Origin of the sequence: Micromonospora musae (genome assembly GCF_003626635.1) — a bacterium.
Classification (GTDB): domain Bacteria; phylum Actinomycetota; class Actinomycetes; order Mycobacteriales; family Micromonosporaceae; genus Micromonospora; species Micromonospora musae.
On the sequence record NZ_RAZT01000016.1, the window covers coordinates 97314 to 121380 of the forward strand.

The following is a 24067-nucleotide window of genomic DNA, read 5'->3' on the forward strand; positions in this document are numbered from 1 at the left end:
GCCCGCCACACCGGGTCAGCTCCGCCCGGGTGACGCCCCGGTGTGGGCGTGTTCGCGGCTCAACCGGTTCAGCTCACGGGTACGCAGCACCGTCTGCCCGAGCATCGCCGCGGCGAGCAGCGCCAGCAACAGGGCCGGCGACGGCACCAGGAAGACGACGAGTCCCACCGAGGTGACTCCGTACGCGGCGACCGCCCAGCGCTCCCCGCTGATCGACGCGAGCAGCCCGCGCAGGGCCAGCTCGCAGCCCATCCAGACGAAGAGCGAACCGGCCAGCACCAGCCGCAGCTCGATCGACACCCGGCCCGCGCCGGAGTCGACCATGCGAACCAGCTGGCCCAGGGCCCAGCCGAGCAGCAGCAACGCGCCGAGCAGCGGGGTGTGGATGTAGGAGTACGCGTGCCCGGCCTTGAGCCGATCGACACCGACCCCGGTGCCCACGAAGGTCGTGTAGATCCACCAGATGGAGGCCGGGACGACGAAGGCGAGCGCCGCGTACAGGACCATGCTCGCGTCCGAGTAGCGCGGCATCGCCGCGAGCAGGTCCGCCACCGAACTGCCGAGCACGATGATGGTGAACTGCCCGATGCGCTCCGGCAGGTGACGGGCGTCCACCGGAAACCGGTTGAGCCGCCGGTAGCCCACCCACGGGGTGGCGAGGTCGACGCAGATGCCGACCACCCAGAACCATGGCCGCAGGTGCGACGGCACGAAGAGGGAGACCAGCCAGATCAGCCAACCGGCGCCGAACCCGATCAGGTAGACCGTGGTCACCATCCGGGCGCCCTCGCTGGTCGGTCGCGCCCGCAGGTAGAGCAGGAGCAGCACCCCCCGGACGATCAGGTAGCCCACCGGGAAGAGGAGCCCCTTCGGCACCTCGTCGACGCCGAGGGTGATCGCACCCGCCCCGAGCAGCGCGCCGAGCATCATCAGCCGGTGCACGCTGTCGTCCGGGTCGTACCGGGTGTCGTAGTAGACGTGACCCACCCAGGCCCACTCCACCACCACGAAGATCCCGGCGGCGGCGAGCACGCTGGTCAGCCGTGGGGTCGGATCGTGCCCGAGCCGGCCCGCCACGGCGGCCAGGGCGAAGACGAAGACCACGTCGAAGAAGAGCTCCAGCCAGCTGGCGTGCCGGTGCCCGGCCTCGTCCCCGAGGACCGCGGGACGGCTCTGGACCAGGCGGTCGGTCAACCACCGCCACCGGGAACCGTCATCGGGCCGTACCGTCCGCACCTGGTCATGATTTCCGTAGCCGGGCGATCCCGGTGGCGGAACCGGCGACTCGCTCGCGGCCCCCGCCACACGCCGTGCCCCCGGGGGCACGATCGTCGGCCCGGCAGGGCAGGATGTAGGCCGAGGAGGTGGCGGAGATGGCGGGGCGGATCCGGGACGAGGACATCGCGTTGGTCCGGGAACGCACCTCGATCGAGGAGATCATCTCCGAGACGGTGACGCTCCGGTCCGCCGGCGGTGGCAACCTCAAGGGGTTGTGCCCGTTCCACGACGAGAAGAGCCCCTCGTTCAACGTGTCCCCGGCGCGCAACGTCTGGTACTGCTTCGGCTGCGGCGCCGGCGGCGACGCGATCAAATTCCTGATGGACGCCGACCACCTCAGCTTCGTCGAGGCGGTCGAGCGGCTCGCCGGCCGCGCCGGGATCCAGCTGCGGTACCTGGAGACGGACTCGGGCCCGTCGCGGAGCCGCCCGCAGCAGGGGCAGCGGCAGCGGCTGGTCGCCGCGCACGCCGCGGCCGTCGAGTTCTACCAGTCCCAGCTCACCACGGCCGGCGCGCGACCGGCCCGCGAGTTCCTGGCCGCGCGCGGCTTCGACCGGGCGGCGGCCGAGCGCTACGCCTGCGGCTTCGCCCCCGACGCGTGGGACCAGCTCACCAAGCACCTGCGCCAACGTGGGTTCACCGCCGACGAGCTGGTCACCGCCGGGCTGTCCCGCCCGGCCCGGTCGGGCTCGCTCATCGACCGGTTCCGCCGCCGGCTGCTCTGGCCGATCCGGGACCTCACCGGGGACGTGATCGGCTTCGGGGCGCGCAAGCTCTTCGACGACGACGACGGCCCGAAGTACCTGAACACCCCCGAGACGCCGATCTACAAGAAGTCGCACGTCCTCTACGGCATCGACCAGGCCAAGCGGGAGATCGCCAAGCAGGGCAAGGTCGTCGTCGTCGAGGGCTACACCGACGTGATGGCCTGCCACCTGGCCGGCGTCACCACTGCCGTGGCCACCTGCGGCACCGCCTTCGGCGCCGACCACATCGGCGTGCTGCGCCGGCTCCTGCTCGACACCGACGCGGTGGCCGGCGAGATCATCTTCACCTTCGACGGGGATGCCGCCGGGCAGAAGGCCGCCCTGCGCGCCTTCGAGGACGACCAACGCTTCGTGGGGCGTACCTTCATCGCGGTCAGCCCCGACAATATGGACCCGTGCGAGCTGCGCCTGGCCAAGGGTGACCTCGCCGTCCGCGACCTGGTCGCGCGCCGCGAACCGCTTGTCGACTTCGCGCTGCGGCACGTCATCAGCCGCCACGACCTCGACACCGTCGACGGCCGGGTGGAGGCGATGCGCCGCGCCGCACCCCTGGTCGCCAAGATCAAGGACCGGGAGAAGCGCCCCGAGTACGTCCGCAAGCTCGCCGGCGACCTCGGCATGGAGATCGAGCCCGTGCAGCGGGCCGTGCAGGCCGCCGCCTCGGGCGCGGGGGAGCGCGAGGCGCCCGCCCGGACACCCCGACCGGCCGCCGAGCCCGGCGTGGACAGCCCGCAGTCGATGGTCGAACGCGAGGCGTTGAAGCTCGCCCTCCAGCAGCCGGTGCTCGCCGGCCCGATGTTCGACGCGGTGGAGGCCCCCGAATACCGGCAGCCGGTCCACGTGGCCGTCCGCGAGGCGATCGCGGCGGCCGGTGGTGCGGTGGCGGCGGCCGGCGGGGCGGTGTGGATCGAATCGGTCCGGGACGCCTGCGCCGACCTGGCCGGCCAGGCCCTCGTCGCGGAGCTCGCCGTCGAACCGCTGCGGATCGACGGCGAGCCGGACCCCCGGTACGTCTCGGTGACCATGGCCCGACTGCAGTGGGGTTCGGTGACCGCGCGGATCAAGGACCTCAAGTCCCGGATCCAGCGGATCAACCCGATCAGCAACAAGGACGAATACTTCGCGCTCTTCGGCGAACTGCTGTCGCTGGAACAGCACGCCCGGGCGCTGCGCGAGCAGGCCGCGGGAGGACTGTAGATGGGACTGTTCAACCGTCGACCGAAGCTCCGACCGGCCGACCGGCCACCCCTCGCCCGCGACGAGCGGGTGCTCGCCTGGGCCTCGGCCGGGAACGGCGAGGGCGGCGGAGTCCTGGTCGCCAGCAACCTCGGCATCTGGCTGCCCGGCCGGTCGGAGCGGGTGGGCTGGCACGAGCTGATCAAGGCGACCTGGTCCGGCCGGGAGTTGACGCTCACCGTGGCCGAGCACGTCGGCGAGCGGGACGGCTACCTGGTGGTCGCCGACGCCGTCCCGCAGACGTACCTGCTGCTCGACCCGGGTGACCTGCCGCACCAGGTGCGGGCGCGGGTCACCCGGTCGGTCGCGTACACCCAGCACCACCGGGTGCCCGGCGGCGCCGGCCGGATCGCCGCCCGGCGGGCCCCCGGCGTCGACGGCCTGACCTGGACCGTCCGCTACGACCCGGGGACCCCACCCGACGACGCCGAGGTGACCGCGGAGACCGACCGGTTGGTGGAGGCGGCCCGGGCCGCCACCGCCCCCGCCGACGTCTGAGCCGCAGCGGCCGGCGACCGCGGATCAGCGGGCGCCCAGGTCCTGCAGGGCCTTCTCCGCGCCCCGGTGCAGCGGCACCGGGTCGGTGCGCCGGGCGTTCTCCAGCGAGATCCCCTTCGCGGCCGGGTTCGCCTGCGCCAACGCGTCCTTGCGGTCGAAGACCGTACGGGTGATGGCGCAGGCGACGTTCGCGTCCAGGTTCGTCCGCACCAGCAGCACGTTCGGCACCACGATGGTCGGGGTGTCCGCGGCGGTCCGGTACGCGTCCCGGCCGATCGTGCCGGCCTGGTAGGCCGGGTTCAGCTCGGCCATCTTCGGCAGCAGCGGGGTGATGTCGAGGAACCGCACCCGGTCACCGGCGGTGGTGAACAGGTCGGTCACCCCGCCCGTGGGGAGCCCGCCGGACCAGAAGAAGGCGTCGATGCTGCCGTCCTTCATCCCCTCGACGGTCTTGGTGAGGTCGAGCCGCTGCGCCTGGATGTCCTTCGCCGGATCGAGCCCCGCCGCCTGGAGCAGCCGGTGGGCGATCACCTCGGTGCCGGACTTCGGCGAGCCGGTGGAGATCCGCTTGCCCCGCATGTCGGCGACCGAGGAGATCCCGGCGTCGTTGCGGACCACGACCTGGGTGTAGTTGTCGTAGATGCGGGCCAGCGCCTGCACCGGCTGGGCGGCGGTGAAGCTCTCCTTGCCCTGGACCGCGTTGACCGCCGTGTCGAAGAGGGAGAAGGCGACGTCGTACTGGCCGGCGACCAGCTGCTCGATGTTCTGCACCGAGGCGCCCGTCTCAGCGGCGGTGCCGCTCAGCCGGCCGCCGGTGGCGTCGGGGAGTTGACCGGCGAGGGCGTTGCCGACCACGTAGTAGACGCCTGTCGAGTTGCCGGTCGCGATGCCGACCCGGGTGTCCCGGTCCACCTCGCAGCTGACCTCGCTGGCGGTGTCGTCCTCCGCCGCGCCACCCTGCCGGCCACCGCAACCCGCCAGTCCCGCGGCCGCGACGGCGAGCACGCCCACGCCCGCGAGGAGCCGAACCTTCATCCCGCTCACCGTGTTACCTCCCTCAGCTCAGCAGTTGTCCCGGCCTGCCCGCCGGACCGACCGGCGGAGCCGCGTCGTACGAGCACCCCCGCGACGGCCACGGCGGCCAGCCCGACACCGATCGCCACCGACACCGGCTCCAGGCGGAGCAGGACCACGCCGGCGAGCGCGGCGAGCACCCGTTCCGGCGTACCGGCCGGTCCCACACCGGGCAGCCAGCCGCCGGCCGCGACGGCGAGTACGGCGACGCTGAGCGCGAGGACCACGGTGGCCGTCAGGATCTGCCGCGGCCCGCCGATGCCGAGCAGCCCGAGGCCCGCGGGTGTGATCACGAAGGCGATCGGGATGAGGTACGCCGGCAGCGCGTAGCGCAGCGTCTGCCACATGGTGGGCACCAGCCGGCCGCCGGTGACCGCCGCCGCGGCGACAGCGGCGAGGGCGGTCGGCGGGGACGCCTCGGAGAGCACCGCGAAGTAGAAGACGAACATCGCGGCGGCCGGCGTGGCCACCCCCAGGTCGAGCAGCGCCGGCCCGATGATCACCCAGCCGATCACGAAGGAGGCGGTGACCGGCACGGCGAGCCCGAGCAGGGTGAGCGCGACCGCGGCGAGGAGCGCGGTGAGCACCAGCACCACGGCCGGGTCGTCGGTGACCGCTCGGGCGCCGTCCAGCAGCAACGCCGCCGTCTGCGGGCCGAGCCCGGTCTTCGTGGTGGTCGCCGTGATGATGCCGGCGGCGGCGCAGACGGCGGTGACCGCCAGCACGCCGCGTACGCCGCCGACCAGGGCGGCGGTCAGCCGGCCCGGGGTGAGCCGGTGGGCCCGGTCCAGGAAGGAGAGTGCGGCGGCGAGCACTGTCGCGAGCACCACGGCCCGGGTGGCCGACATGCCCACGGCGAGCAGCACGATGATGACGACCAGGGACGCGAAGTGGTAGCCGAACCGGCCGAGCAACCGCCACGGGGAGGCCACGTCGACGAAGACCGCCCGGACGCCCGAGCGGCGGGCGTCGATCTCCACGGAGAGCAGGATGCCGAGGTAGTAGAGGACGGTCGGCACGGTGGCCCAGCCGAGCACCTGCAGGTACGAGACGCCGAGGTACTCGGCGATGATGAACGCCGCCGCGCCGAGCGTGGGCGGGGAGAGGATCGCGCCCACCCCGGCCGCGGCCAGCATGCCGCCGGCGCGCTCCGCCGGGTATCCGGCCCGCCGCAGGATCGGCCAGGTCACCGCGCCGATGCTGACCGTGGTGGCGGCTCCCGAACCGGAGACGGTCCCGAGCAGGAATCCGGAGGCGACCGCGGTGCGTCCGGCGGCCGTCCGGGACCGGCGGAACGCCGCGCTGGAGAGCTCGACGAAGAACCGGCCCGCGCCGGAGAGGTCCAGCACCGCGCCGTAGATGGTGAAGAGCACGATGTACGACGCGGCGACGTCCAGCGGGGTGCCGTAGAAACCGCTGTCGGAGTTGTAGAAGGCGTCGACGAGTTGGCTGAAGTCGAGCCCGGCGTGGGCCACCGGCCAGGACTGCGGGAGCAGGCCGCCGTAGTAGCCGTAGCCGAGGAAGAGCAGGCAGACCGCGGGCAGGATCCACCCGGTGGTACGCCGGCACGCCTCCAGCAGCAGCAGGAGCAGCACGGTGCCCATCGCCAGGTCGGCCGGGGCGAGCAACCCCTGCCGGTCGAGGAAGGCGTCGTAGCCGCCGCCACCCGAGCCGAACGGGATCGGTAGCACCGGGTAGAGGCAGGCGACCAGCGCCAGCGCGGCGAGCGACCAGTCCGCCACGGTGGGCCGGGACCGGCTGCCGGCCGCGCCCGGTCGTACGGTTCGCGGTTCGGGTTCGGCCCCGGCCGGTGGGCGCTCATCGGACTGCGGCCCGGCGTGCTCGTGCGTCGGCTCACCACTCGGCCCGGCGTGGTCGTGCGTCGGCTCACCACTCAGCCCGGCGTGGTCGTGGGTCGGCTCGGCACCCGGCCGGGCGTGGAATCCGGCGGGCTGATCGGCGCGGCGGCGCAGCCGCAGGCCGGAAGGGTAGGCGAGGAAGACCAGCGGCAGCACACCCGCGAGGAAGATGATCAGGTAATACTTGCTGCCCTGCGGCAACGGCCGGAAGACCTGCCAGAGGGCGAGCACGCCGACGGCCACCGCCGCCGCGCCGACGAGCAGGTTGACCGTGCCGGTGAGCGCCCGGCCGGGCTTCTCGTCCTCGAACTGCGCGGCCAGCTCGGGCAGCCCGTCCGGGTCGGGCCGCGGCACTGTGCCGGAGCGTCCACTGTGCTTCCCGGCCGGAGCCTCGTCGACGGCGGCGCGCGCGGTCTCGCCGGGCGCGGCGGATCCCTCGGGCGCGCGGGCCGGGTCCGGGCCGGTCGCGGCCTCGGTCGGGCCGTCCACGGCCTCCTCCGGGGCCGGGCGGCGCGGTGCCGGCGGCGAACCGTCGGGAGAGCGGGTGGACGCCACAAAGGGAAGATACACGCCGATTGATGGCCGGCGGGGGTGGCGCCGCCCGGGTAAATCGGGTGGAGCTGTCGGACCCGGCGGTTAGGGTCGGGCGGTGACCAGGGCACTCATCGAGGCACGTCGGCTGGTGAAGAGGTTCGGTGACTTCACCGCGGTCGATGGCATCGACGTAGCGGTTCTTCCCGGGGAGGCGTTCGGCTTCCTGGGGCCCAACGGCGCCGGCAAGTCGTCGACCATGCGGATGATCGGTTGCATCTCCCCGCCGAGCGGGGGCGCGCTGCGCATCCTGGGCATGGACCCGGTCCGCGACGGGCCGGCGATCCGGGCCCGGCTCGGGGTCTGCCCGCAACTGGACAATCTCGACCCCGAGCTCACCGTTCGGGAGAACCTGACCACCTACGCCCGCTACTTCGGCATTCCCCGTCGGGTCGCCCGGCAGCGGGCGGGCGAGCTGCTCGACTTCGTCCAGCTCGCCGAGCGCGCCGACAGCAAGGTCGAGCCCCTCTCCGGTGGCATGAAGCGGCGGCTCACCATCGCCCGCGCGCTGGTGAACGAGCCGGAGATCGTGCTTCTCGACGAGCCGACCACCGGGCTCGACCCGCAGGCCCGGCACCTGGTGTGGGAGCGGCTGTTCCGGCTCAAGCAGCAGGGGGTGACGCTGGTGCTGACGACCCACTACATGGACGAGGCCGAGCAGCTCTGCGACCGGCTGGTCGTGATGGACGGCGGCCGGATCGTCGCCGAGGGGTCGCCTCGCGTGCTGATCGAGCGGCACTCCACCCGTGAGGTGGTGGAGCTGCGCTTCGCCGCCGAGTCGCAGGAGGCGTTCGCCGGAAAGCTCGACGGGCTGGGTGAGCGGATCGAGGTGCTGCCCGACCGGATCCTGCTCTACGTCGCCGACGGTGACGCGGCGGTGGCCGAGGTGCACGCGCTCGGCCTCAACCCGGCCAACGTGCTGGTCCGCCGCAGCAGCCTGGAGGACGTCTTCCTGCACCTCACCGGCCGCACCCTCGTCGACTAGGGGCAACGGTGCGGGGATGGCAGCCCTAAGATCAACTCCGCAGGTTTCGGCGAACGTACGAGCGAGGGGTGATCCGGTGTCCGGTGTGGAGGTCGGCCTGCGACGCCAGGAGGGGCTGGGCGCTCTATACCTCGGTATCTTCGCCACCATCTGGTTCAGCGTCCCGGCCGCGGAGCAGCCACTGCGCGGCCTGCTGGTGGCGGGCAGTGTGGCGGCGCTGCTCACCGCGGTGGCCGGCGGTGTCGTCACGGCCCGGTCCCGGGGTGCGGCCGCCGGCCCGCGTGATCGGGCGAATGACCGCCGTTACCTCCTGATCGTCGTGGCCGAGTTCGCGCTCGCCGGCCTCGGTGCGGCGGCGTTGGCCGTCGCCGGCTGGTCGGAGTACATCCCTGTGCTGGTCTGCGCCGTGGTGGGGCTGCACTTCTTTCCGCTCGCACCCGTGCTGGGCAGCCCGCTGCTGCGACACCTCGGCGTCGCGACCTGCGCCGTGGCGGTGGCCGGTTTGTTTACCGGGCTGCTGACGGGGGTGTCGGCCGGCGTGGTCGTGGGCACCGGCGCCGGAGTCCTGCTGCTCGGCTACGCCCTCCGGTCGCTGGTGCGCGGCGTCCGCGGCTGAGCCACCGCCACCGCCACCGTCGCCGGTCATCGCTCCGCTCTGCGACGGACCGATCCGGCGCGGGGTGTGGCGTCAGCCGGCGATGAGCAGACCCGCCCCGGCCAGCAGGGCCAGGGTGAACACCGCGGCGAGGGCGGCGGCGCGCCGGCGTGCGCCGGCACCGCCGACGAGACGTAGGGCGAGGGCGAGCGGGCCGATGGGCAGCATGGTCCGGGTCTCCTTCCGGTCGACGACGGCGATCAGGGCGGCAGCACCGAGGATGCCGGCGGCGAGCCGTAGCGGTGACACGCCCAGCTCGGTCGCGCCGTGCACGTCGGCCTGCCACTGTTCGAGGTAGCGGGCGCGCCGTTCGCGGGCGAGCAGGCGCGTGGCGCAGCGGACGACGGTGAGCGCGACGCGCTCGGACGGCGTCATCAGGCCTCCCGGGGTCGGGTGAGACGCTGCCGGGCCTTCCGCGTGGCGGCCTGCGCGCAGACTCGTCGTGCCGCCACGGCGCCGTCGACGGTCAGCTCGTACATCCGCCGTCGGGGACCGCGACGCTCGGTCTCCTCCCAGCGCGACGTCAGCCAGCCGTGGCGTTCCAGCCGCTCCAGCAGCGGGTAGACGCTGCCCGAGGGGCGCCCGGTCAGCTTGATGATCTCCAAACCCCACCGGGGCCGGTCACTGTCGAGCAGCACGCGGAGTACGTCGACCGTCGCGGCGCCGATGCGTTCGAGTGGCTGCACGCATCAAGGCTACCTATGTAGATTAAGCCTGTCCAGCGAATGCGGAACCGAGACTGTCGCTGTCTTCTCGTTCCCCGCCCGCCATGCTCCCGCACCGGTCCGAACTCGTGCTCACCCTCCCGGCGGGCGGCGGGCGGCGCGGCGGAAACTGCCGCGACACGTACGCCGGCCGGCCGTAGGGTGGCGGCGGCTGTCGTACCCCTCCGGTACGAAGGCCGCGACGGGCGGAGAGCGGTCGGGGGTGGTCGTGGTGGGCGTGGCCCCATCGGTGCGGGAACGGACCCGCCCGCCGCTGCCACGGGTGCCGGCGTTCACCGTCCTCAATTTCTTCCTGGTGGGCTATCGCCGCACCTGGCGGGCCGGGGTCTTCTCGTCCTTCCTGCTGCCGGTCCTGACGGTGCTCGGGTTCGGTGTCGGTGTCGGCACCTACGTCGACCAGGGCGTCGACGGCGTCAGCTATCTCGACTGGTTGGTGCCCGGCCTGATCGCGTCGACGGCGCTGCAGGTGGCGCTCGGCGACTCGACCTGGCCCGTGTTCAGCAACTTTCAATGGATCAAGACGTACTACGCGCAGAGCGCCGCGCCGCTGCGGGTCGGTGACATCCTCGTCGGCCACCTGCTGTACGTGATGTTCCGGGTGCTCACCACGATCGCCGCCTTCCTGTTGGTCACCGCGCTCTTCGGCGCGCTGCGATCACCCTGGGCGCTGGCCACCTTGCCGGTGGCGGCGCTGCTCGGCCTGGCGGTCGCCGCACCGACCTTCGCCTACAGCGCGGCCGTCGACAGCGACAGTTGGCTCGCCCTGTTGTTCCGCTTCGCAGTCATCCCGATGACCCTCTTCGCCGGGGTGTTCTTCCCGGTCGACGGCCTACCCGAGGGGCTGCGCTGGCTGGCGTACGCGACACCGCTCTGGCACGCCGTCGACCTGTGCCGGGCGGCGACCCTCGGCGTCGCCGCGGAGTGGTCGGTCGCCGGTCACCTGCTCTACCTCGTGGCCTGGGCGCTCGCCGGCGGCCTGCTGGCCCGCCGGGCGTTCCGCCGCCGACTCGTCGTCTAGGAAGGGCCGATCGTGGTCGCTCTGGTCCTGCCCCGGCTGATCGACGTCTCCGCCGCGTCCCGGCGGTCGGTCTCCGTCACCGAGCGCAACATCGCGGCGCTGCGATCGGTCTACTGGCTGCTGCTCGCCTCCGGTTTCGTCGAGCCGCTGCTCTACCTGCTCTCCATCGGGGTGGGCGTCGGCGCGTTGGTCGGTGACCTGAACCTGCCCGACGGGCGGCTCGTGGGCTACGCGGCGTTCGTCGCCCCCGCCATGCTCGCCTCCTCGGCGATGACGGGGGCGCTCGCCGAGACCACCTTCAACTTCTTCGGAAAGATGAAGTACATGAAGCTGTACGACGGGGTGATCGCCACCCCCGTACGGCCGTTCGAGATCGCCCTCGGGGAGCTGGGCTGGGCGATGCTGCGGGGCAGCGCCTACTCGGCCGCCTTCCTGGTGGTGATGACCGCGATGGACCTGACCACCGTCGGGCGGGCGGCGATCGCCTTCCCGGCCGCCGTGCTGGTCGGCTTCGCGTTCGGCGCGTCGGGCATGGCGCTCGCCACGTTCATGCGCAGTTGGCAGGATTTCGACCTGATGGGCTCGGCCCAGTTCACCCTCTTCCTCTTCTCCGGCACGTTCGTTCCGGCCGAGGCCTACCCGACAGTGCTGCGCTGGCTGGTCGAGGTCACTCCGCTCTACCGGGCCGTGCACCTGATCCGCGACGTCGCGCTCGGCACCGCGGGTCGGTCCTGGCTGATCGACGTGCTCTACCTGCTCCTCGTCGTCGCGCTGGGGCTGCTGGTGGCCTCGCGCCGGATGGGGCGGTTGCTCTACCGGTAGGTGGTTACCCACCGCGTCGTCGGGGCATCTCCGCAAGGCACACGCGACGACGAGGAGGGGTGAATGGCCGCCGACGAGTCCGCCCGCCGAGGACCCGACCGTGACGACGGCGCCGCGCGGGAAGCCGCCGGCCGCCCCCAGGGAACCCGGGAGCCGGCCGGGCCGGAGGCGGGCCCGGAAAGCCCCGCTCAACTGCCGGGCACCGGGTGGCTGGCGGCGCTGCGCCGGACGGTTAAGGAGTTCCAGGAGGACAATCTGACCGACTGGGCCGCCGCTCTGACCTACTACGGGGTGCTCTCCATCTTCCCCGGCCTGCTCGTGCTCATCTCCATCATCGGCCTGCTCGGCCCGGGGGCGACCGAGGGCGTCAAGGACACCGTGGGTCAGGCCATCCCGCAGGGCAATATCCAGCAGATCCTCGAGAGGGCGATCGAGCAGGCGCAGAAGTCCGGAGGGTTGGCCAGCGCCGGGGCGGTGCTCGGTCTGCTCGGTGCCTTCTGGTCCGCGTCCGGCTATATCGCGGCCTTCATGCGCGCCTCCAACGCCATCTACGACGTGCCGGAGGGGCGACCGATCTGGAAGACGCTGCCCACCCGGATCGGTGTGACCGCCGTGATCGGAGTGATGCTCCTGGTCAGTGCGGTGATCGTGGTCTTCACCGGCCGTCTCGCCCGGTCGGCCGGGGAGGCGATCGGGCTGGGCTCCACCGCGGTGACGGTCTGGAACATCGCGAAGTGGCCGGTTCTGCTCATCCTGGTCAGCCTGATGTTCGCGATCCTCTACTGGGCCTCGCCGAACGCCCGGCACGGCGGCTTCCGCTGGGTCAGCCCCGGCGGGGTGCTGGCCGTGGTGATCTGGCTGGTGGTCTCCGCGCTCTTCGCCCTCTACGTGAGCAACTTCGGTTCGTACAACAAGACGTACGGGACCCTCGCCGGTGTGATCATCTTCCTGGTCTGGCTCTGGCTCACCAACGTCGCGATCCTGCTCGGGGCCGAGTTCCAAGCCGAGCTGGAGCGCGGCCGGGCGATCTCGGCCGGTCACGATGCCGACGAGGAGCCGTACGTGGAGCTGCGCGACGACCGCAAGCTCCGCAAGGCGGCGCGTCGGCGTCCGGAACGGTGAGCCGGTGCGCGCCTTGCGTGCCGGCGTACCGCCTGCCGCGCCGGTGGACGGCGCGGCAGGCAGCGGCAATTCAATGCGACCGGGTCAGCTGCAGAAGTCCAGGTCGCACCAGCCGTTCAGGGTGATTTCCTGAAGGTCGTTGACCTTGTGCCACCCCGGGTAGTACCTGTTTCCGACGGTGTCGGAGTAGTAATAGCCGGCCGGTACCTGGAATCCGTCGGTGTCCCGGAATTCGTAGTAGCTGCTGGAATCGGAGCCAGAGCCGGCACCCGCCGGGAGCATCATGGTCTTCGTGTTCGACGGCCAGTTTCCCGAGATCTTCACGGACCGGCCGAGTCGGTTCTTCACCTCGCCGCAGAAGATGCCCGCGGTGCAGTTGCCGAGCGGCGCGAAGTCCCCACCGGCTGCCGTCGGTGCAGCCTGCGGCGCAGTTACGGGGGCGATGGTTCCGGTCGCGGAAGCCGACCCCGGCGCTGCCGCCTCGGCGGCGGACGGTGCGACGAGCGCGAAGAGCGCCGCCGCTGAAACGGCCGTGAGAAAGCGCGTCCTGCGATTCATGGAATTCCTTCCTGCCGGGGTGTTCGGGCACGCCAAAACGGAAGGTGGCCGCAATGCAGCAATTGCGGTCCGCGACCTCGCCCCCGTCGCTCGGGACGCTATCCGCCACGTTGATCGATGTCAATCGATTGAGAATGCCGGCCGGGACGGTAATCGCGCGCTGATCATGAGGTTGGCGGCTTCTTTGGAGATCGGATCCCTCGTCAACCTCATGATCAGCGTGGCGGCGGGCGTTGGGTGACGCGGAGAGGTCGGCCCGGTTCGGCCCCAGGGGCTCTGCCGTGGTTGCGGGACCTTGCGATGCCCGCTGCTACCAAAACTTCTGTCCGAATGAGCAAAAGTTAGCGACGGATCAGCCGAAGCCCTGGACATGCGGCGCGGAAGGCTCCTACTGTGTCGGACACAACGCATAGACGGTTCGTCGATGTGAAGGATGCCGATGTGGAGGTGAGTCCAGTGCGGAGCGACGACCCACTGCACGTACGCCTTCTGCGGTTGCTCCGCGACGAAGGTGCCGTCTCGCGGGCCGAACTCGGCGACCGGTTGCAGATGCCACGTCCTCGGCTCCTCGCCGAACTGGAGCGGCTCGTCAACCTCGGCTACGTCGCCGAGGCCGGGCTCGCCGCCTCCCGCGGCGGACGGCGGTCCACCCTGGTCGAGCTCAACCCTCGGCTGCGGTTCGCCGCTGTCGACCTCGGCGCCTCCTCGATCGACGTCGAGGTGGTCAACGGGCGGCTCGAACCGGTCGCGGCGTACGGGGAGGCGGCGGACATCCGCTCCGGCCCGAAGGTGATCCTGCAACGGGTCAACGAACTGCTGCACAAGGCGAAGGTCGACGGCGCGTACGAGCGGCTGGACGGCGTCGGTGTCGGCGTACCCGGCCCGGTGAGCTTCCGCGACGGGCTGCCGGTGTCACCGCCGATCATGCCCGGCTGGGACCGCTACCCGGTGCGCGAACTGCTCAGCCGCGAGCACGGCTGCCCCGCCGTGGTCGACAACGACGTCAACATCATGGCGATCGGCGAGCGACACGGCGGCGTCGCGCACTCGGTCGACGACTTCCTGTTCGTGAAGATCGGTACGGGCATCGGCTGCGGCATCTACCTCAGTGGCGAGGTCTACCGGGGCACGGACGGCTGCGCCGGCGACATCGGGCACATCCAGGTCGACTCGCACGGTCCGATGTGCTCCTGCGGCAACATCGGCTGCCTGGAGGCGCTCTTCAGTGGCGCCGCGCTGGCCAAGGAGGCCGCCACCGCCGCCCGCAGCGGAACGTCGGCGGCGCTCGCCGACCGGCTGGCCGCCAACGGCGTGGTGACCGCCCTCGACGTCGCCGAGGGCGCCGTCGAGGGAGACGTCACCTGTATCCAGCTGATCCGCGACGGGGGGCGGCGGGTCGGCGGCGTGCTGGCCGGACTGGTGAGCTTCGCGAACCCGTCCATGATCGTGATCGGCGGCGGCCTCGCCCAACTCGGTCACATCCTGCTCGCCGAGATCCGCAGCGTGGTCTACCGCCGGTCGCTGCCGCTGGCCACCGGCAACCTGCCCGTCGTCCTCTCCGAGCTCGGCCCACGGGCCGGGGTCGCCGGCGCGGCGGTGCTCGCCAGCGACGTCGCTTTCGGGGAGGCATCGTGAGCGCGAGGAGTGAGCCGGGTTTGCGAGCCCCGCAGTCGCGATCTGTGGGTGTGGTGAGCGCGAGGAGTGAGCCGGGTTTGCGAGCCCCGCAGTCGCGATCTGTGGGTGTGGTGAGCGCGAGGAGTGAGCCGGGTTTGCGAGCCCCGCAGTCGCGATCTGTGGGTGTGGTGAGCGCGAGGAGAGTGAGCCGGGTTTGCGAGCCCCGCAGCCGTAGGTGGACTGGTTGTGACCGAGCGGGAGGAGGCGTGGTGACCGAGAGGGAAGCGAGCCCGACGGGCGGCAGCGCGGAGGGCGGGTCCGTGGACGCCCCGCTGGTCGAGGCGCCGGCCGACGCGGTCGCGGGCGAGGTGGTGCTGCGCCTCACCGACGTGGTCAAGACCTTTCCGGGCGTACGCGCCCTCGACGGCGTGCAGCTGGAGGTCCGCGCCGGCGAGGTGCACTGCCTGCTCGGCCAGAACGGTGCGGGCAAGTCGACCCTGATCAAGGTGCTCTCCGGGGTGCACCGGCCCGACGCCGGTCAGGTCGAGTGGCGCGGCGACCCGGTCACCTTCGCCAATCCGCAGGCCGCGATGCGCGCGGGTATCGCCACCATCTACCAGGAGCTGGATCTCGTCGAGGACCTCTCGGTCGGCGAGAACGCCTTCCTCGGTCACGAGCCGCGCCGCTTCGGCTTCGTGCGCCGTGGCCACATGGCTCGGCGTACCCGGCAGATCCTCGGCCGACTCGGCCACGCGGAGATCCCGCCGAACCGGATGGTCCGCGCCCTGCCGGCCGCCGGCAAGCAGGTCGTCAGCATGGCTCGCGCGCTCTCCCACGAGGCGCGACTGATCATCATGGACGAGCCGAGCGCCGTGCTCGCCCACGACGAGGTCGGCAACCTCTTCCGCATCATCCGCGAACTGACGGCCCAGGGCATCGCCGTCATCTACATCTCGCACCGGCTCGAGGAGATCCGCGAGATCGGTGACCGGGTGACCGTACTCAAGGACGGCCGGACCACCGCGGCGAACCTGCCGGCGCGCGACACCCCGACCCGTGACCTGGTCAACCGGATGACCGGCCGCACGATCGAGTACGTCTTCCCGGAACGCCCGGTGGCCGCCACCACGGCGGACGCCGACCTGCTCGAGGTGGAGGGGCTCACCCGGGCCGGCGAGTTCGCCGACGTGTCGCTGCGGGTACGCCCCGGTGAGATCGTCGGCATCGCCGGGCTGGTCGGCTCCGGACGCTCCGAGCTGCTGGAGACGATCTACGGGGCCCGTCGGCCGGAGGCGGGGACGGTGCGGATGGCCGGCCGGGCGCTGCGGCCGGGCAGCGTCGGCGCGGCGGTACGCGCCGGGATGGGCATGGCCCCGGAGGAGCGCAAGAGTCAGGCGTTGCTGCTCGGCGAGCCCATCTACCGCAACGTCACCCTGGCCACCTTCGCCCGGTACGCCCGGGCCGGTTTCACCGACACCGGCCGCGAACGCGCGGAGGCGGACCGCGTCGCGGAGAGCCTGGAGCTGCGCCCGCGCGACGTTCGCCGTCCGGTGCGCACCCTCTCCGGCGGCAATCAGCAGAAGGTGGTGGTCGGGCGCTGGCTGCTCGGCGACACGAGGCTGCTGCTGCTCGACGAGCCGACCCGCGGTGTCGACGTCGGCGCGCGGGCCGAGCTCTACCAGGTCATCCGCACCCTCGCCGAGCGGGGCGTCGGGGTGCTGCTGGTCTCCAGCGAGGTTCCCGAGGTGCTCGGCCTGGCCGACCGGGTGCTGGTGATGCGGGAGGGGCGGGTCGTCCGCGAGGCCCCGGCCGGCGAACTCGACGAGAACACCGTCCTCGACCTCGTCATGGCGGGGTCCCTGATGGAAGGCGCGGCGGCATGAGCGACGTGACCGACACCTCGACCCCGGAGCGGCCGGCGCAGTTGCCGGCGCAGTCCCCTCCGGTCGACCCGGCGGAGACGGCGGCGGCCGAGCAGCGCGCCGGGGGCCGGCTCTCCTGGTGGCGCGGCGAAGGCGGCGAGGGGGCGCGGCGAAATCTCTGGCTCATCGGGGTGCTGGTGGCGCTGATCGTCATCGGCGTCATCACCCGACCGGACCTCTACGGCGACTCCAGCTGGGTGTGGAGCAACATCCTCGTCATCCTGAAGCTGGCCTCCGTGGTCGGTGTGGTGACGGTGGGGATGACCTTCGTCATCATCGGTGGCGGCATCGACCTGTCGGTCGGCGCGATCGTCGCCCTGGCCGGGGTCTGGGCGACCACGGTGGCGACCCAGAGCTACGGCGCCGGCGGCATGATCTTCTGTGCGCTCGCCGTCGGTCTCTGCGTCGGCCTGGTCAACGGCGTGCTCATCTCGTACGGCCGGCTGGTGCCGTTCATCGCCACGTTGGCGATGCTGGTGGCCGCCCGCGGTCTGGCCGCCGAGCTCTCCGACAAGCAGACCCAGGTCTCCGACAACGCCACCATCAACGGCATCGCCAGCACCAACCTGTTCGGTATCCCGCTGCTGGTCTACATCCTCGCCGCGGTGGTGCTCGCCGGGTGGGTGCTGCTCAACCGCACCACGTTCGGACGGCGCACGGTGGCGGTGGGCGGCAATCCGGAGGCGGCCCGGCTGGCCGGCATCGACGTCAAGCGGCACACGGTGCTGCTCTACGCGCTCTCCGGGCTCTGCTGCGGCATCGCCGCGATCATGCTCACCGCCCAGGCCACCTCGGCCCAGGCGGCGATGGCGAACCTCTACGAGCTCGACGCGATCGCCGCCGCGATCATCGGCGGCACGCTGCTCAGCGGCGGGCGGGGCACCATCATCGGCTCCCTGCTCGGGGTGATCATCTTCTCGACGATCACCAATCTCTTCGCGATCAACGGTCTCACCACCGAGGCCCAGAACATGGTCAAGGGCGGCATCATCGTCGCGGCCGTTCTGGTCCAGCAGGTGCAGTTCCGCAGCCTCACCCAGTTCCTCGGACGTAACCGACTCACCACCAACTGACCCACCGCAGCACACCCGGTCACCGTGCAGGCGACGGTGACCGGGCCCCGCACACCCTTTTCCCACTCCCACCACCGCGAATTCAGGAGGTCGTCATGACCGAGCACAGTCGCGACCTGTCCCGCCGCCGCCTGCTCTTCGGCGGGGCTGCCGTCGGTGCCGGCGTGCTGCTCGCCGGCTGCACAAGCAACGAGTCCGATCAGCCCACCACCGCGCAGACCAAGGGCGCCGACGCCGCGGCCGGCGGAAACGCCGCCCCCGGCGAGCGGGTGACGATCGGCTTCTCCGCCCCGGCCGCCGACCACGGCTGGCTGGCCGCGATCACCACCAACGCCAAGGCGCAGGCCGCCGCGTACTCCGATGTGGAGTTCAAGACGGTCGAGGCCGGCGCGGACGCCGCCGCCCAGCGGGCCGCGCTCTCCACGCTGATCTCGCAGAAGCCGGACGTCATCGTGCTGCTCCCGGCGGACGGCAAGGAGCTCAACGCCGCCGGCCTGGAGGCGATGAAGGCCGGCATCCCGGTGGTCAACCTGGACCGGGCCTTCCCCGACGCGCTGGCCTACCGGCTCCAGATCAAGGGCGACAACTACGGCATGGGGGTCGCCGCGGCCAACTACATCGTGGCGCAGCTCAAGGCCAAGGGCGTCAGCGCCCCGATCATCGGTGAGATCGCCGGCACCGACTCCCTGGAGCTGACCCAGGAGCGTTCGAAGGGCTTCGCCGACACCCTCGCCCAGAACGGGCTGAAGGTGAACAACCGCCGGCCGGCCGAGTTCACCGCCGACTCCGGCCAGCAGGCCGCCACCAGCCTGTTCCAGGCGCTGCCGAAGATCGACGCGATCTGGAACCACGACGACGACCAGGGCATCGGCGTGCTGGCCGCGGTCACCCAGGCCAACCGCAAGGAGTTCTTCATGGTCGGCGGCGCCGGCTCGAAGAAGGCGATCGAGGACATCCAGGCGGACAACACCGTGCTCAAGGCGACCGTCACCTACAGCCCGTCGATGGCGTCCTCGGCCATCTCGCTGGCCCGGCTGATCGCCCAGGGCAAGGGCATGTCCGACCTGGTGGAGCTCCAGGTGCCCAAGGAGCTCATCCTCGCCTCCGAGACGATCACGAAGGAGAACGCGAGCAGCTACCTCAAGCTCGGGTTCTGACACATTGGGGGGAGACCCACCTTGTCCACTACAGGTAAGCAACTGCGGGTCGGCATGGTCGGCTACGCGTTCATGGGTGCCGCGCACTCGCAGGCGTGGCGCACCGTGAACCGGGTGTACGACCTGCCGGCGCGGGCCCGGATGGCGTTGATCTGCGGCCGGGACTCCGGGAAGGTGGCCGAGGCCGCCGACCGGCTCGGTTGGGAGGCGTACACCACCGACTGGCGTGACCTGGTCAACCGGGACGACATCGACGTCGTCGACGTCTGCACCCCGGGCGACAGCCACGCCGAGATCGCACTCGCCGCGTTGGCCGCCGGCAAGCACGTACTGTGCGAGAAGCCGCTGGCCAACACAGTGCAGGAGGCGCGGGAGATGGCCGCTGCGGCGGCCACCGCCCAGGCCTCCGGTGTGCGGTCGATGTGTGGATTCAACTACCGCCGGGTGCCCGCGGTCACGATGATGCGCCAGTTGGTCGCCGACGGACGGCTCGGAGTGATCCGGCACGTCCGGGCGGTGTACCTGCAGGACTGGATCGTGGACCCGCAGTTCCCGCTGGTCTGGCGGCTGCAGAAGGACAGGGCTGGGTCCGGTGCGCTCGGCGACATCGGCGCGCACATCGTCGACCTGACCCAGTACGTGACCGGCCAGCGGATCACGGGGGTGAGTGCCGTGACCGAGACGTTCGTCAAGGAGCGGCCGCTCTCCGCCGAATCGAGTGGGCTGGCCGCCTCCGCGAACGGCGGTGACGGTCAGGTCGTCGACGGGGCCGGCCCGGCCACCGGTCCGGTGACGGTGGACGACGCCGCGCTCTTCGTGGCCCGGCTCGACGGCGGCGCGCTCGCCACGTACGAGGCGAGCCGCTTCGCCACCGGGCGCAAGAACGCCCTGCGGGTGGAGATCAACGGTTCGCTGGGGAGCGTGGTGTTCGATCTGGAGCGCCTCAACGAGCTGGAGTTCTACGACGCGACGCGGCCGACGGCCGAGCAGGGCTTCAGCCGCATCCTGGTGACCGAGGGCGAGCACCCGTACATGTCGGCCTGGTGGCCGCCGGGGCACATCATCGGCTACGAGCACTCGTTCACGCACCAGATGCGCGACTTCATCGAGGCGATCGCCACCGGTGCGGATCCGGCTCCCTCCTTCGCCGACGCGTTGCAGGTCCAGCTGGTGCTGGACGCGGTGGCCCGTTCGGCGGAGCTGGGCTCGTCGTGGACGGAGGTGGAACCCGCGCTCACCGCGGTGGCCGTCTGATCCGATCCGGTCCGGCCGGGCAGCCCGGCCGGACCGGCCCCCGATTCGCCCGCGGTGGCGGCGTCGCCGTCCCGCCCGATCAGTACCTCCGTTCCGACCGGCGAGGGCCGGCCGCGGTTGCGCCCCGCGGCCGGGACGAGGTCGAGACCGGAGGGAGTGCGCCCGGGCCCGTGCCCGGTGGGCACACGCAGGACGGCTCTCCGGTGCGGCCGGACCGGGATTCCCCGGCCACACCGGAGGGCCGCCACCACCGTCGACGATCCGGAGGAGCAGATGGCACGTCCACCTCTTGTGAGACCGTCACCGACCGTTCCCGCCGGCCCGCGGTGAACCTGCACCACTGAGACGTCCGGCCGGGGCGGTGGGCCACCGCCCCGACGCGGATGCGGGGGAGGCAGGGTCGAGACGCCGACCGACCCTGCCTGCCAGCCTCGTCCGTCCGCACCCGAACCGGGGGTCGGCCGGTGTCGTCGCCGCCGACTTCGACGCCGGACCGTCCCGGCGGACGGGCGGACGGGGCCCATCCGCTCGAACCCATAGTTTTCCGAAGCAACTTCTGATATCAATGTAATTCGATGCACAACGGTCCTCCTGATCGGGGAAGGAGCGCCATGCGTACGGGTGTCTGGCTGGTGGGAGCGCGCGGTTCGGTCGCGACCACGAGCATCGTCGGAGGGCTCGCTCTGCGAGCCGGCCTCGCCGGGCCGACCGGCTGCGTCACCGAACTTCCCGAGCTGCGCGGGCCTGCCCTTCCTGCCTTCGCCGACCTGGTCTACGGGGGCCACGACGTGGTCACCACGCCGCTGTGCAAGCGGGCCGAGGCGCTCGCCGCCGCCGGCGTGCTGCCCGGCCGGCTGGTCGCCGCGCTCCCTGACGAACTGGCCGCGGTCGAGGAGGAGCTGCGCCCCGCCCCCACCGGCGCCACCCAGGCGGTGCGGGCGGTCGCCGCCGCCCGGGACCTGATCGGCTTCCGCGACCGGCACCAGCTGGACCGCGTCGTCGTGGTCAACGTCTCGGCCACCGAGCCGCCCGCCCACCCCCATCCCGGGCACGCCGACCCGACCGCGCTGCGGGCCGCGCTGACCGGCCCACAGGAGGTGCTGCCGGCCAGCTCCCTCTACGCGTACGCGGCCCTGGAGGCCGGTTGTGCGTACGTCGACTTCACTCCGTCGACCGGGGCGCGGCTGCCCGCCCTGCACACGCTGGCGGTCGAACGTGGACTGCCGTACGCCGGGCACGACGGCAAGACGGGGGAGACCCTGGTCAAGTCGGTGCTCGCCCCGATGTTCGCGATGCGGCACCTGCGGGTGCGCTCCTGGTCCGGGCTGAACCTGCTCGGCGGCGGCGACGGCGCGAACCTCGTCGATCCGGGTGCCAACGCCGCGAAGGTGGAGAGCAAGCAGCGCGTGCTCGGCGAGACGCTGGGCTACGTGCCGCAGGGCGAGACCCGGATCGACTTCGTGGAGGAGTTGGGGGACTTCAAGACCGCCTGGGATCTGATCACCTTCTCCGGGTTCCTCGACACCCGGATGCGGATGGAGTTCACCTGGCACGGCTGCGACTCCGCGCTCGCCGCGCCGCTCGTGCTCGACCTGGCCCGGCTCACCGCGGCCGCGCACGCCGCCGGAGAGGTCGGCCCGCTGACCGAGTTGGGCTTCTTCTTCAAGGACCCGCTCGGCTCGCCGTCCCACTCGCTCGCCGAGCAGTGGGGCCGGCTCGTGAACTTCACGCGGGGCCTGCACGCCGGGCACGGGGGCAGCGATGAGCACGCTGGCTGACCTGGCCGAGCTGGTCCGCGCACCGGCCGCGCTCTCGGTACCCGGGGACGTCGTCGCCGGGGCCGCCGCGGCCGGAACGCTCGACCGGCGTACGCCCGCGCTGGCCGGCGCGTCGGTGCTGCTCTACTGGGCCGGAATGGCCGCCAACGACTGGGCGGACCGGGGGCTGGACGCCGTCGAGCGACCGGAGCGTCCCATCCCCAGCGGCCGGATCCGGCCGGGCGCCGCGGTCGGCCTCGCCGCCGGCCTCACCGCCGCCGGGGTGGCCCTGGCCACCGCGGCCGGGGGCCGACGCGCCGCCGCGATCGCGGTGCCGCTCGCCGCCACCGTCTGGGGATACGACCTGCGCGCGAAGAACACCGCGGCCGGTCCGGCCGTGATGGCCGCCTGCCGAGGGCTGGACGTGCTGCTCGGCGCGAGCGGCGGTCGGCTGACCCGCGCGATGCCGGCGGCGCTCACCGTCGCCGCGCACACCTGGACGGTCACCGCGCTCTCCCGTCGGGAGGTCAGCGGCGCCGACCCGGCCCTGCCGATCGGCACCCTCGCCGGCACCGCGGTGGTGGCGGCGGCCGCCGCCAGGGCGTCCCGGCGCACCCTCGACCGCGATCCGCTCGGCCGTGACCGGCGAGCCGGTGACGGCACCGGGCCGGATTCCGCCGCGCCGCACCGGAACGGACGGCCGTCCACCCTGCTCGGTCGTGGCCGCAGCCGGCGCGGGGCCGCAACCGGTGAGCCGCGGGGCGGGACGCTCGCCGCCCTGGTGCCGGCGGCGCTCGCCGCCTGGTACGCCGTCGGTTACGGCACCGCGCAGGCCCGGGTGGTGGCCGAGCCCAGCGCCGGTCGGGTCCGGGCTGCGGTCGGGGCGGGGATCACCGGACTGCCCGCGCTCCAGGGCGCGCTCACCGCACGTGGCGGGGCCGGCCTGCTCGGCCTGGTGGTCGCCGCCGCGGCGCCGCTCGGGCGGCGGCTGGCCCGGAAGGTCTCGCCGACATGAGCGCCGTGCCGACCGCTCCGGCGCCCGGCCCGGGCCCTGCCACCGAACGCCCCGTGGATGCGGGCCCCCGCTTCGGGTACGGCACGAACGGCTTCGCCAACCACCGCCTCGACGACGCGCTCGCCGTCCTCGCCGACCTGGGATACCAAGGGGTGGCGCTCACCCTCGACCACGACCACCTCGACCCGTTCGCACCGGGGCTGCCGCACCGGGTCGCCGCGCTCCGGCGGCGGTTGGACGCCCTCGGCCTCGGCGTGATGATCGAGACGGGTGCGCGTTACCTGCTCGATCCGTGGCACAAGCACGCGCCGACGCTGCTGCACGACGACCCGACCCGCCGCGTCGAGTTCCTGCGCCGGGCCGTCCGGATCGGCGCGGACCTCGGCGCCGAGGCGGTGTCGTTCTGGGCCGGCGTACGCCCCGAGGCCGTTGCGCCCCGGGCCGCCTGGGACCGGCTGGTCGCCGGCTGCGCGACGGTGGTCGACGCGGCCGACCGGGCGGGCGTGCTGCTGGGTTTCGAGCCGGAGCCGGGCATGCTGGTCGAGGACATCGCCGGCTGGCGACGGCTGCGCGCCGCGCTCGACGCAGCGCCCTGCTTCGGCATCACCCTCGACATCGGGCACTGCCGTTGCCTCGAGCCCCAGCCGGTGGACCGCTGCGTCCGCGACGTCGCCGAGCACCTGGTCAACGTGCAGATCGACGACATGCGCCGTGGGGTGCACGAGCACCTCGAGTTCGGCGAGGGTGAGATCGACTTCCCGCCGGTGCTGCGGGCGCTGACCGATGCCGGCTATCGCGGTCTCGTCGCCGTCGAGTTGCCCCGGCACTCGCACGCCGCGCCCGCCGTCGCCGCGCGTTCGCTGGAGTTCCTGCGCGCCGCCGCGGCCCGGGCGCGCACGCTGCCGGCCGAGGCGGACCCGCCCGGTCCGTCCCCGGCCGTGCCCACCCCGGCCGGCCCGGTCGCGGCCGTACCCAGCTCTGCACCCACCGACGTGTCGTCGACCGGAACGGCCCCGGTGCGTATGTAGGTGCAGAGCAGAGGGGGTCCGAGGCGTCCCCACGCCGGCAGCACGATCGCGGCGCGGCC

The 24067-nt window shown here is 72.4% G+C and carries 22 protein-coding genes; 16 read left to right on the plus strand and 6 right to left on the minus strand.

The genetic code is table 11. The annotated features are described in order from the left end of the window. Window positions 1–15: 15 nt before the first annotated feature. Window positions 16–1236, minus strand: a complete 1221-nt coding sequence (locus D7044_RS27015) for a low temperature requirement protein A (protein ID WP_158610034.1) — start codon at window positions 1234–1236, stop codon at window positions 16–18. A gap of 137 nt (window positions 1237–1373) precedes the next feature. On the opposite strand from D7044_RS27015, the gene dnaG reads away from it, so the two are divergent. Together dnaG and D7044_RS27025 are read left to right on the plus strand one after the other, a co-directional pair. Beyond that, window positions 1374–3242 carry a DNA primase gene (gene dnaG / locus D7044_RS27020; RefSeq protein ID WP_120690589.1) on the plus strand — a complete coding sequence of 623 codons (1869 nt, stop codon included), beginning with the start codon at window positions 1374–1376 and terminating at the stop codon, window positions 3240–3242. Next, window positions 3243–3779 (plus strand): hypothetical protein, encoded by a 537-nt coding sequence (locus tag D7044_RS27025; protein WP_120690558.1) that lies wholly within the window; start codon window positions 3243–3245, stop codon window positions 3777–3779. A gap of 24 nt (window positions 3780–3803) precedes the next feature. Here D7044_RS27025 and D7044_RS27030 read toward each other — a convergent pair whose 3' ends face one another. Further along, complete coding sequence (locus D7044_RS27030; protein WP_120678688.1) at window positions 3804–4814, minus strand: TAXI family TRAP transporter solute-binding subunit; 1011 nt, start codon at window positions 4812–4814, stop codon at window positions 3804–3806. Between the two features lie 5 nt (window positions 4815–4819). Beyond that, window positions 4820–7066, minus strand: coding sequence for a TRAP transporter permease (locus tag D7044_RS27035; protein WP_411711004.1), 2247 nt, complete (start codon window positions 7064–7066; stop codon window positions 4820–4822). A 295-nt stretch (window positions 7067–7361) separates the two neighbouring features. Between D7044_RS27035 and D7044_RS27045 the strand changes: the two genes are divergently transcribed. Both D7044_RS27045 and D7044_RS27050 read left to right on the plus strand, forming a co-directional pair. Continuing rightward, window positions 7362–8288, plus strand: coding sequence for an ABC transporter ATP-binding protein (locus tag D7044_RS27045; protein ID WP_120678686.1), 927 nt, complete (start codon window positions 7362–7364; stop codon window positions 8286–8288). 76 nt (window positions 8289–8364) lie between these two features. Further along, complete coding sequence (locus D7044_RS27050) at window positions 8365–8904, plus strand: hypothetical protein (protein ID WP_120690559.1); 540 nt, start codon at window positions 8365–8367, stop codon at window positions 8902–8904. 72 nt (window positions 8905–8976) lie between these two features. On the opposite strand, the gene D7044_RS27055 is transcribed toward D7044_RS27050, so the two are convergent. Beyond that, on the minus strand, window positions 8977–9318 hold the full coding sequence (locus D7044_RS27055; protein WP_120678681.1) for a hypothetical protein: 342 nt from the start codon (window positions 9316–9318) through the stop codon (window positions 8977–8979). Continuing rightward, a complete protein-coding gene (locus tag D7044_RS27060; RefSeq protein WP_120678679.1) occupies window positions 9318–9629 on the minus strand; it encodes a PadR family transcriptional regulator in 312 nt (103 codons plus the stop codon). The genes D7044_RS27055 and D7044_RS27060 overlap by 1 nt, the downstream gene beginning before the upstream one ends. 256 nt (window positions 9630–9885) lie before the next feature. Between D7044_RS27060 and D7044_RS27065 the strand changes: the two genes are divergently transcribed. The 3 genes from D7044_RS27065 (at window position 9886) to D7044_RS27075 (ending at window position 12630) form a co-directional block, all read left to right on the plus strand. Further along, window positions 9886–10686, plus strand: a complete 801-nt coding sequence (locus D7044_RS27065; protein ID WP_120690590.1) for an ABC transporter permease — start codon at window positions 9886–9888, stop codon at window positions 10684–10686. A gap of 12 nt (window positions 10687–10698) precedes the next feature. After that, window positions 10699–11508: an ABC transporter permease gene (locus tag D7044_RS27070; RefSeq protein WP_120690560.1), complete on the plus strand. Its 810-nt coding sequence runs from the start codon at window positions 10699–10701 to the stop codon at window positions 11506–11508. 63 nt (window positions 11509–11571) lie between these two features. Further along, on the plus strand, window positions 11572–12630 hold the full coding sequence (locus D7044_RS27075; RefSeq protein ID WP_120690561.1) for a YihY/virulence factor BrkB family protein: 1059 nt from the start codon (window positions 11572–11574) through the stop codon (window positions 12628–12630). An 84-nt stretch (window positions 12631–12714) separates the two neighbouring features. Here D7044_RS27075 and D7044_RS32175 read toward each other — a convergent pair whose 3' ends face one another. Beyond that, window positions 12715–13188, minus strand: a complete 474-nt coding sequence (locus D7044_RS32175; protein WP_147434724.1) for a hypothetical protein — start codon at window positions 13186–13188, stop codon at window positions 12715–12717. Between D7044_RS32175 and D7044_RS32180 the strand changes: the two genes are divergently transcribed. The 9 genes from D7044_RS32180 (at window position 13187) to D7044_RS27125 (ending at window position 24008) form a co-directional block, all read left to right on the plus strand. Next, complete coding sequence (locus tag D7044_RS32180; protein ID WP_147434725.1) at window positions 13187–13429, plus strand: hypothetical protein; 243 nt, start codon at window positions 13187–13189, stop codon at window positions 13427–13429. The genes D7044_RS32175 and D7044_RS32180 overlap by 2 nt on opposite strands. 215 nt (window positions 13430–13644) lie before the next feature. Further along, window positions 13645–14823 (plus strand): ROK family protein, encoded by a 1179-nt coding sequence (locus D7044_RS27090; RefSeq protein ID WP_120678670.1) that lies wholly within the window; start codon window positions 13645–13647, stop codon window positions 14821–14823. 347 nt (window positions 14824–15170) lie between these two features. After that, window positions 15171–16685, plus strand: coding sequence for a sugar ABC transporter ATP-binding protein (locus tag D7044_RS27095; protein WP_199716782.1), 1515 nt, complete (start codon window positions 15171–15173; stop codon window positions 16683–16685). After that, on the plus strand, window positions 16682–17797 hold the full coding sequence (locus D7044_RS27100; protein ID WP_120678668.1) for an ABC transporter permease: 1116 nt from the start codon (window positions 16682–16684) through the stop codon (window positions 17795–17797). Before D7044_RS27095 ends, D7044_RS27100 begins: the two co-directional genes overlap by 4 nt. 95 nt (window positions 17798–17892) lie before the next feature. After that, window positions 17893–18954, plus strand: a complete 1062-nt coding sequence (locus tag D7044_RS27105; protein WP_120690564.1) for a substrate-binding domain-containing protein — start codon at window positions 17893–17895, stop codon at window positions 18952–18954. Window positions 18955–19008: 54 nt separating this feature from the next. Continuing rightward, window positions 19009–20208: a Gfo/Idh/MocA family protein gene (locus tag D7044_RS27110; RefSeq protein WP_120678664.1), complete on the plus strand. Its 1200-nt coding sequence runs from the start codon at window positions 19009–19011 to the stop codon at window positions 20206–20208. Window positions 20209–20819: 611 nt separating this feature from the next. Beyond that, window positions 20820–21986 (plus strand): inositol-3-phosphate synthase, encoded by a 1167-nt coding sequence (locus D7044_RS27115; protein ID WP_120690565.1) that lies wholly within the window; start codon window positions 20820–20822, stop codon window positions 21984–21986. Beyond that, on the plus strand, window positions 21970–22980 hold the full coding sequence (locus tag D7044_RS27120; RefSeq protein WP_120678660.1) for an SCO3242 family prenyltransferase: 1011 nt from the start codon (window positions 21970–21972) through the stop codon (window positions 22978–22980). The genes D7044_RS27115 and D7044_RS27120 overlap by 17 nt, the downstream gene beginning before the upstream one ends. Then, window positions 22977–24008, plus strand: a complete 1032-nt coding sequence (locus D7044_RS27125; RefSeq protein ID WP_120678658.1) for a sugar phosphate isomerase/epimerase family protein — start codon at window positions 22977–22979, stop codon at window positions 24006–24008. The genes D7044_RS27120 and D7044_RS27125 overlap by 4 nt, the downstream gene beginning before the upstream one ends. The last annotated feature ends 59 nt before the right edge of the window (window positions 24009–24067 follow it).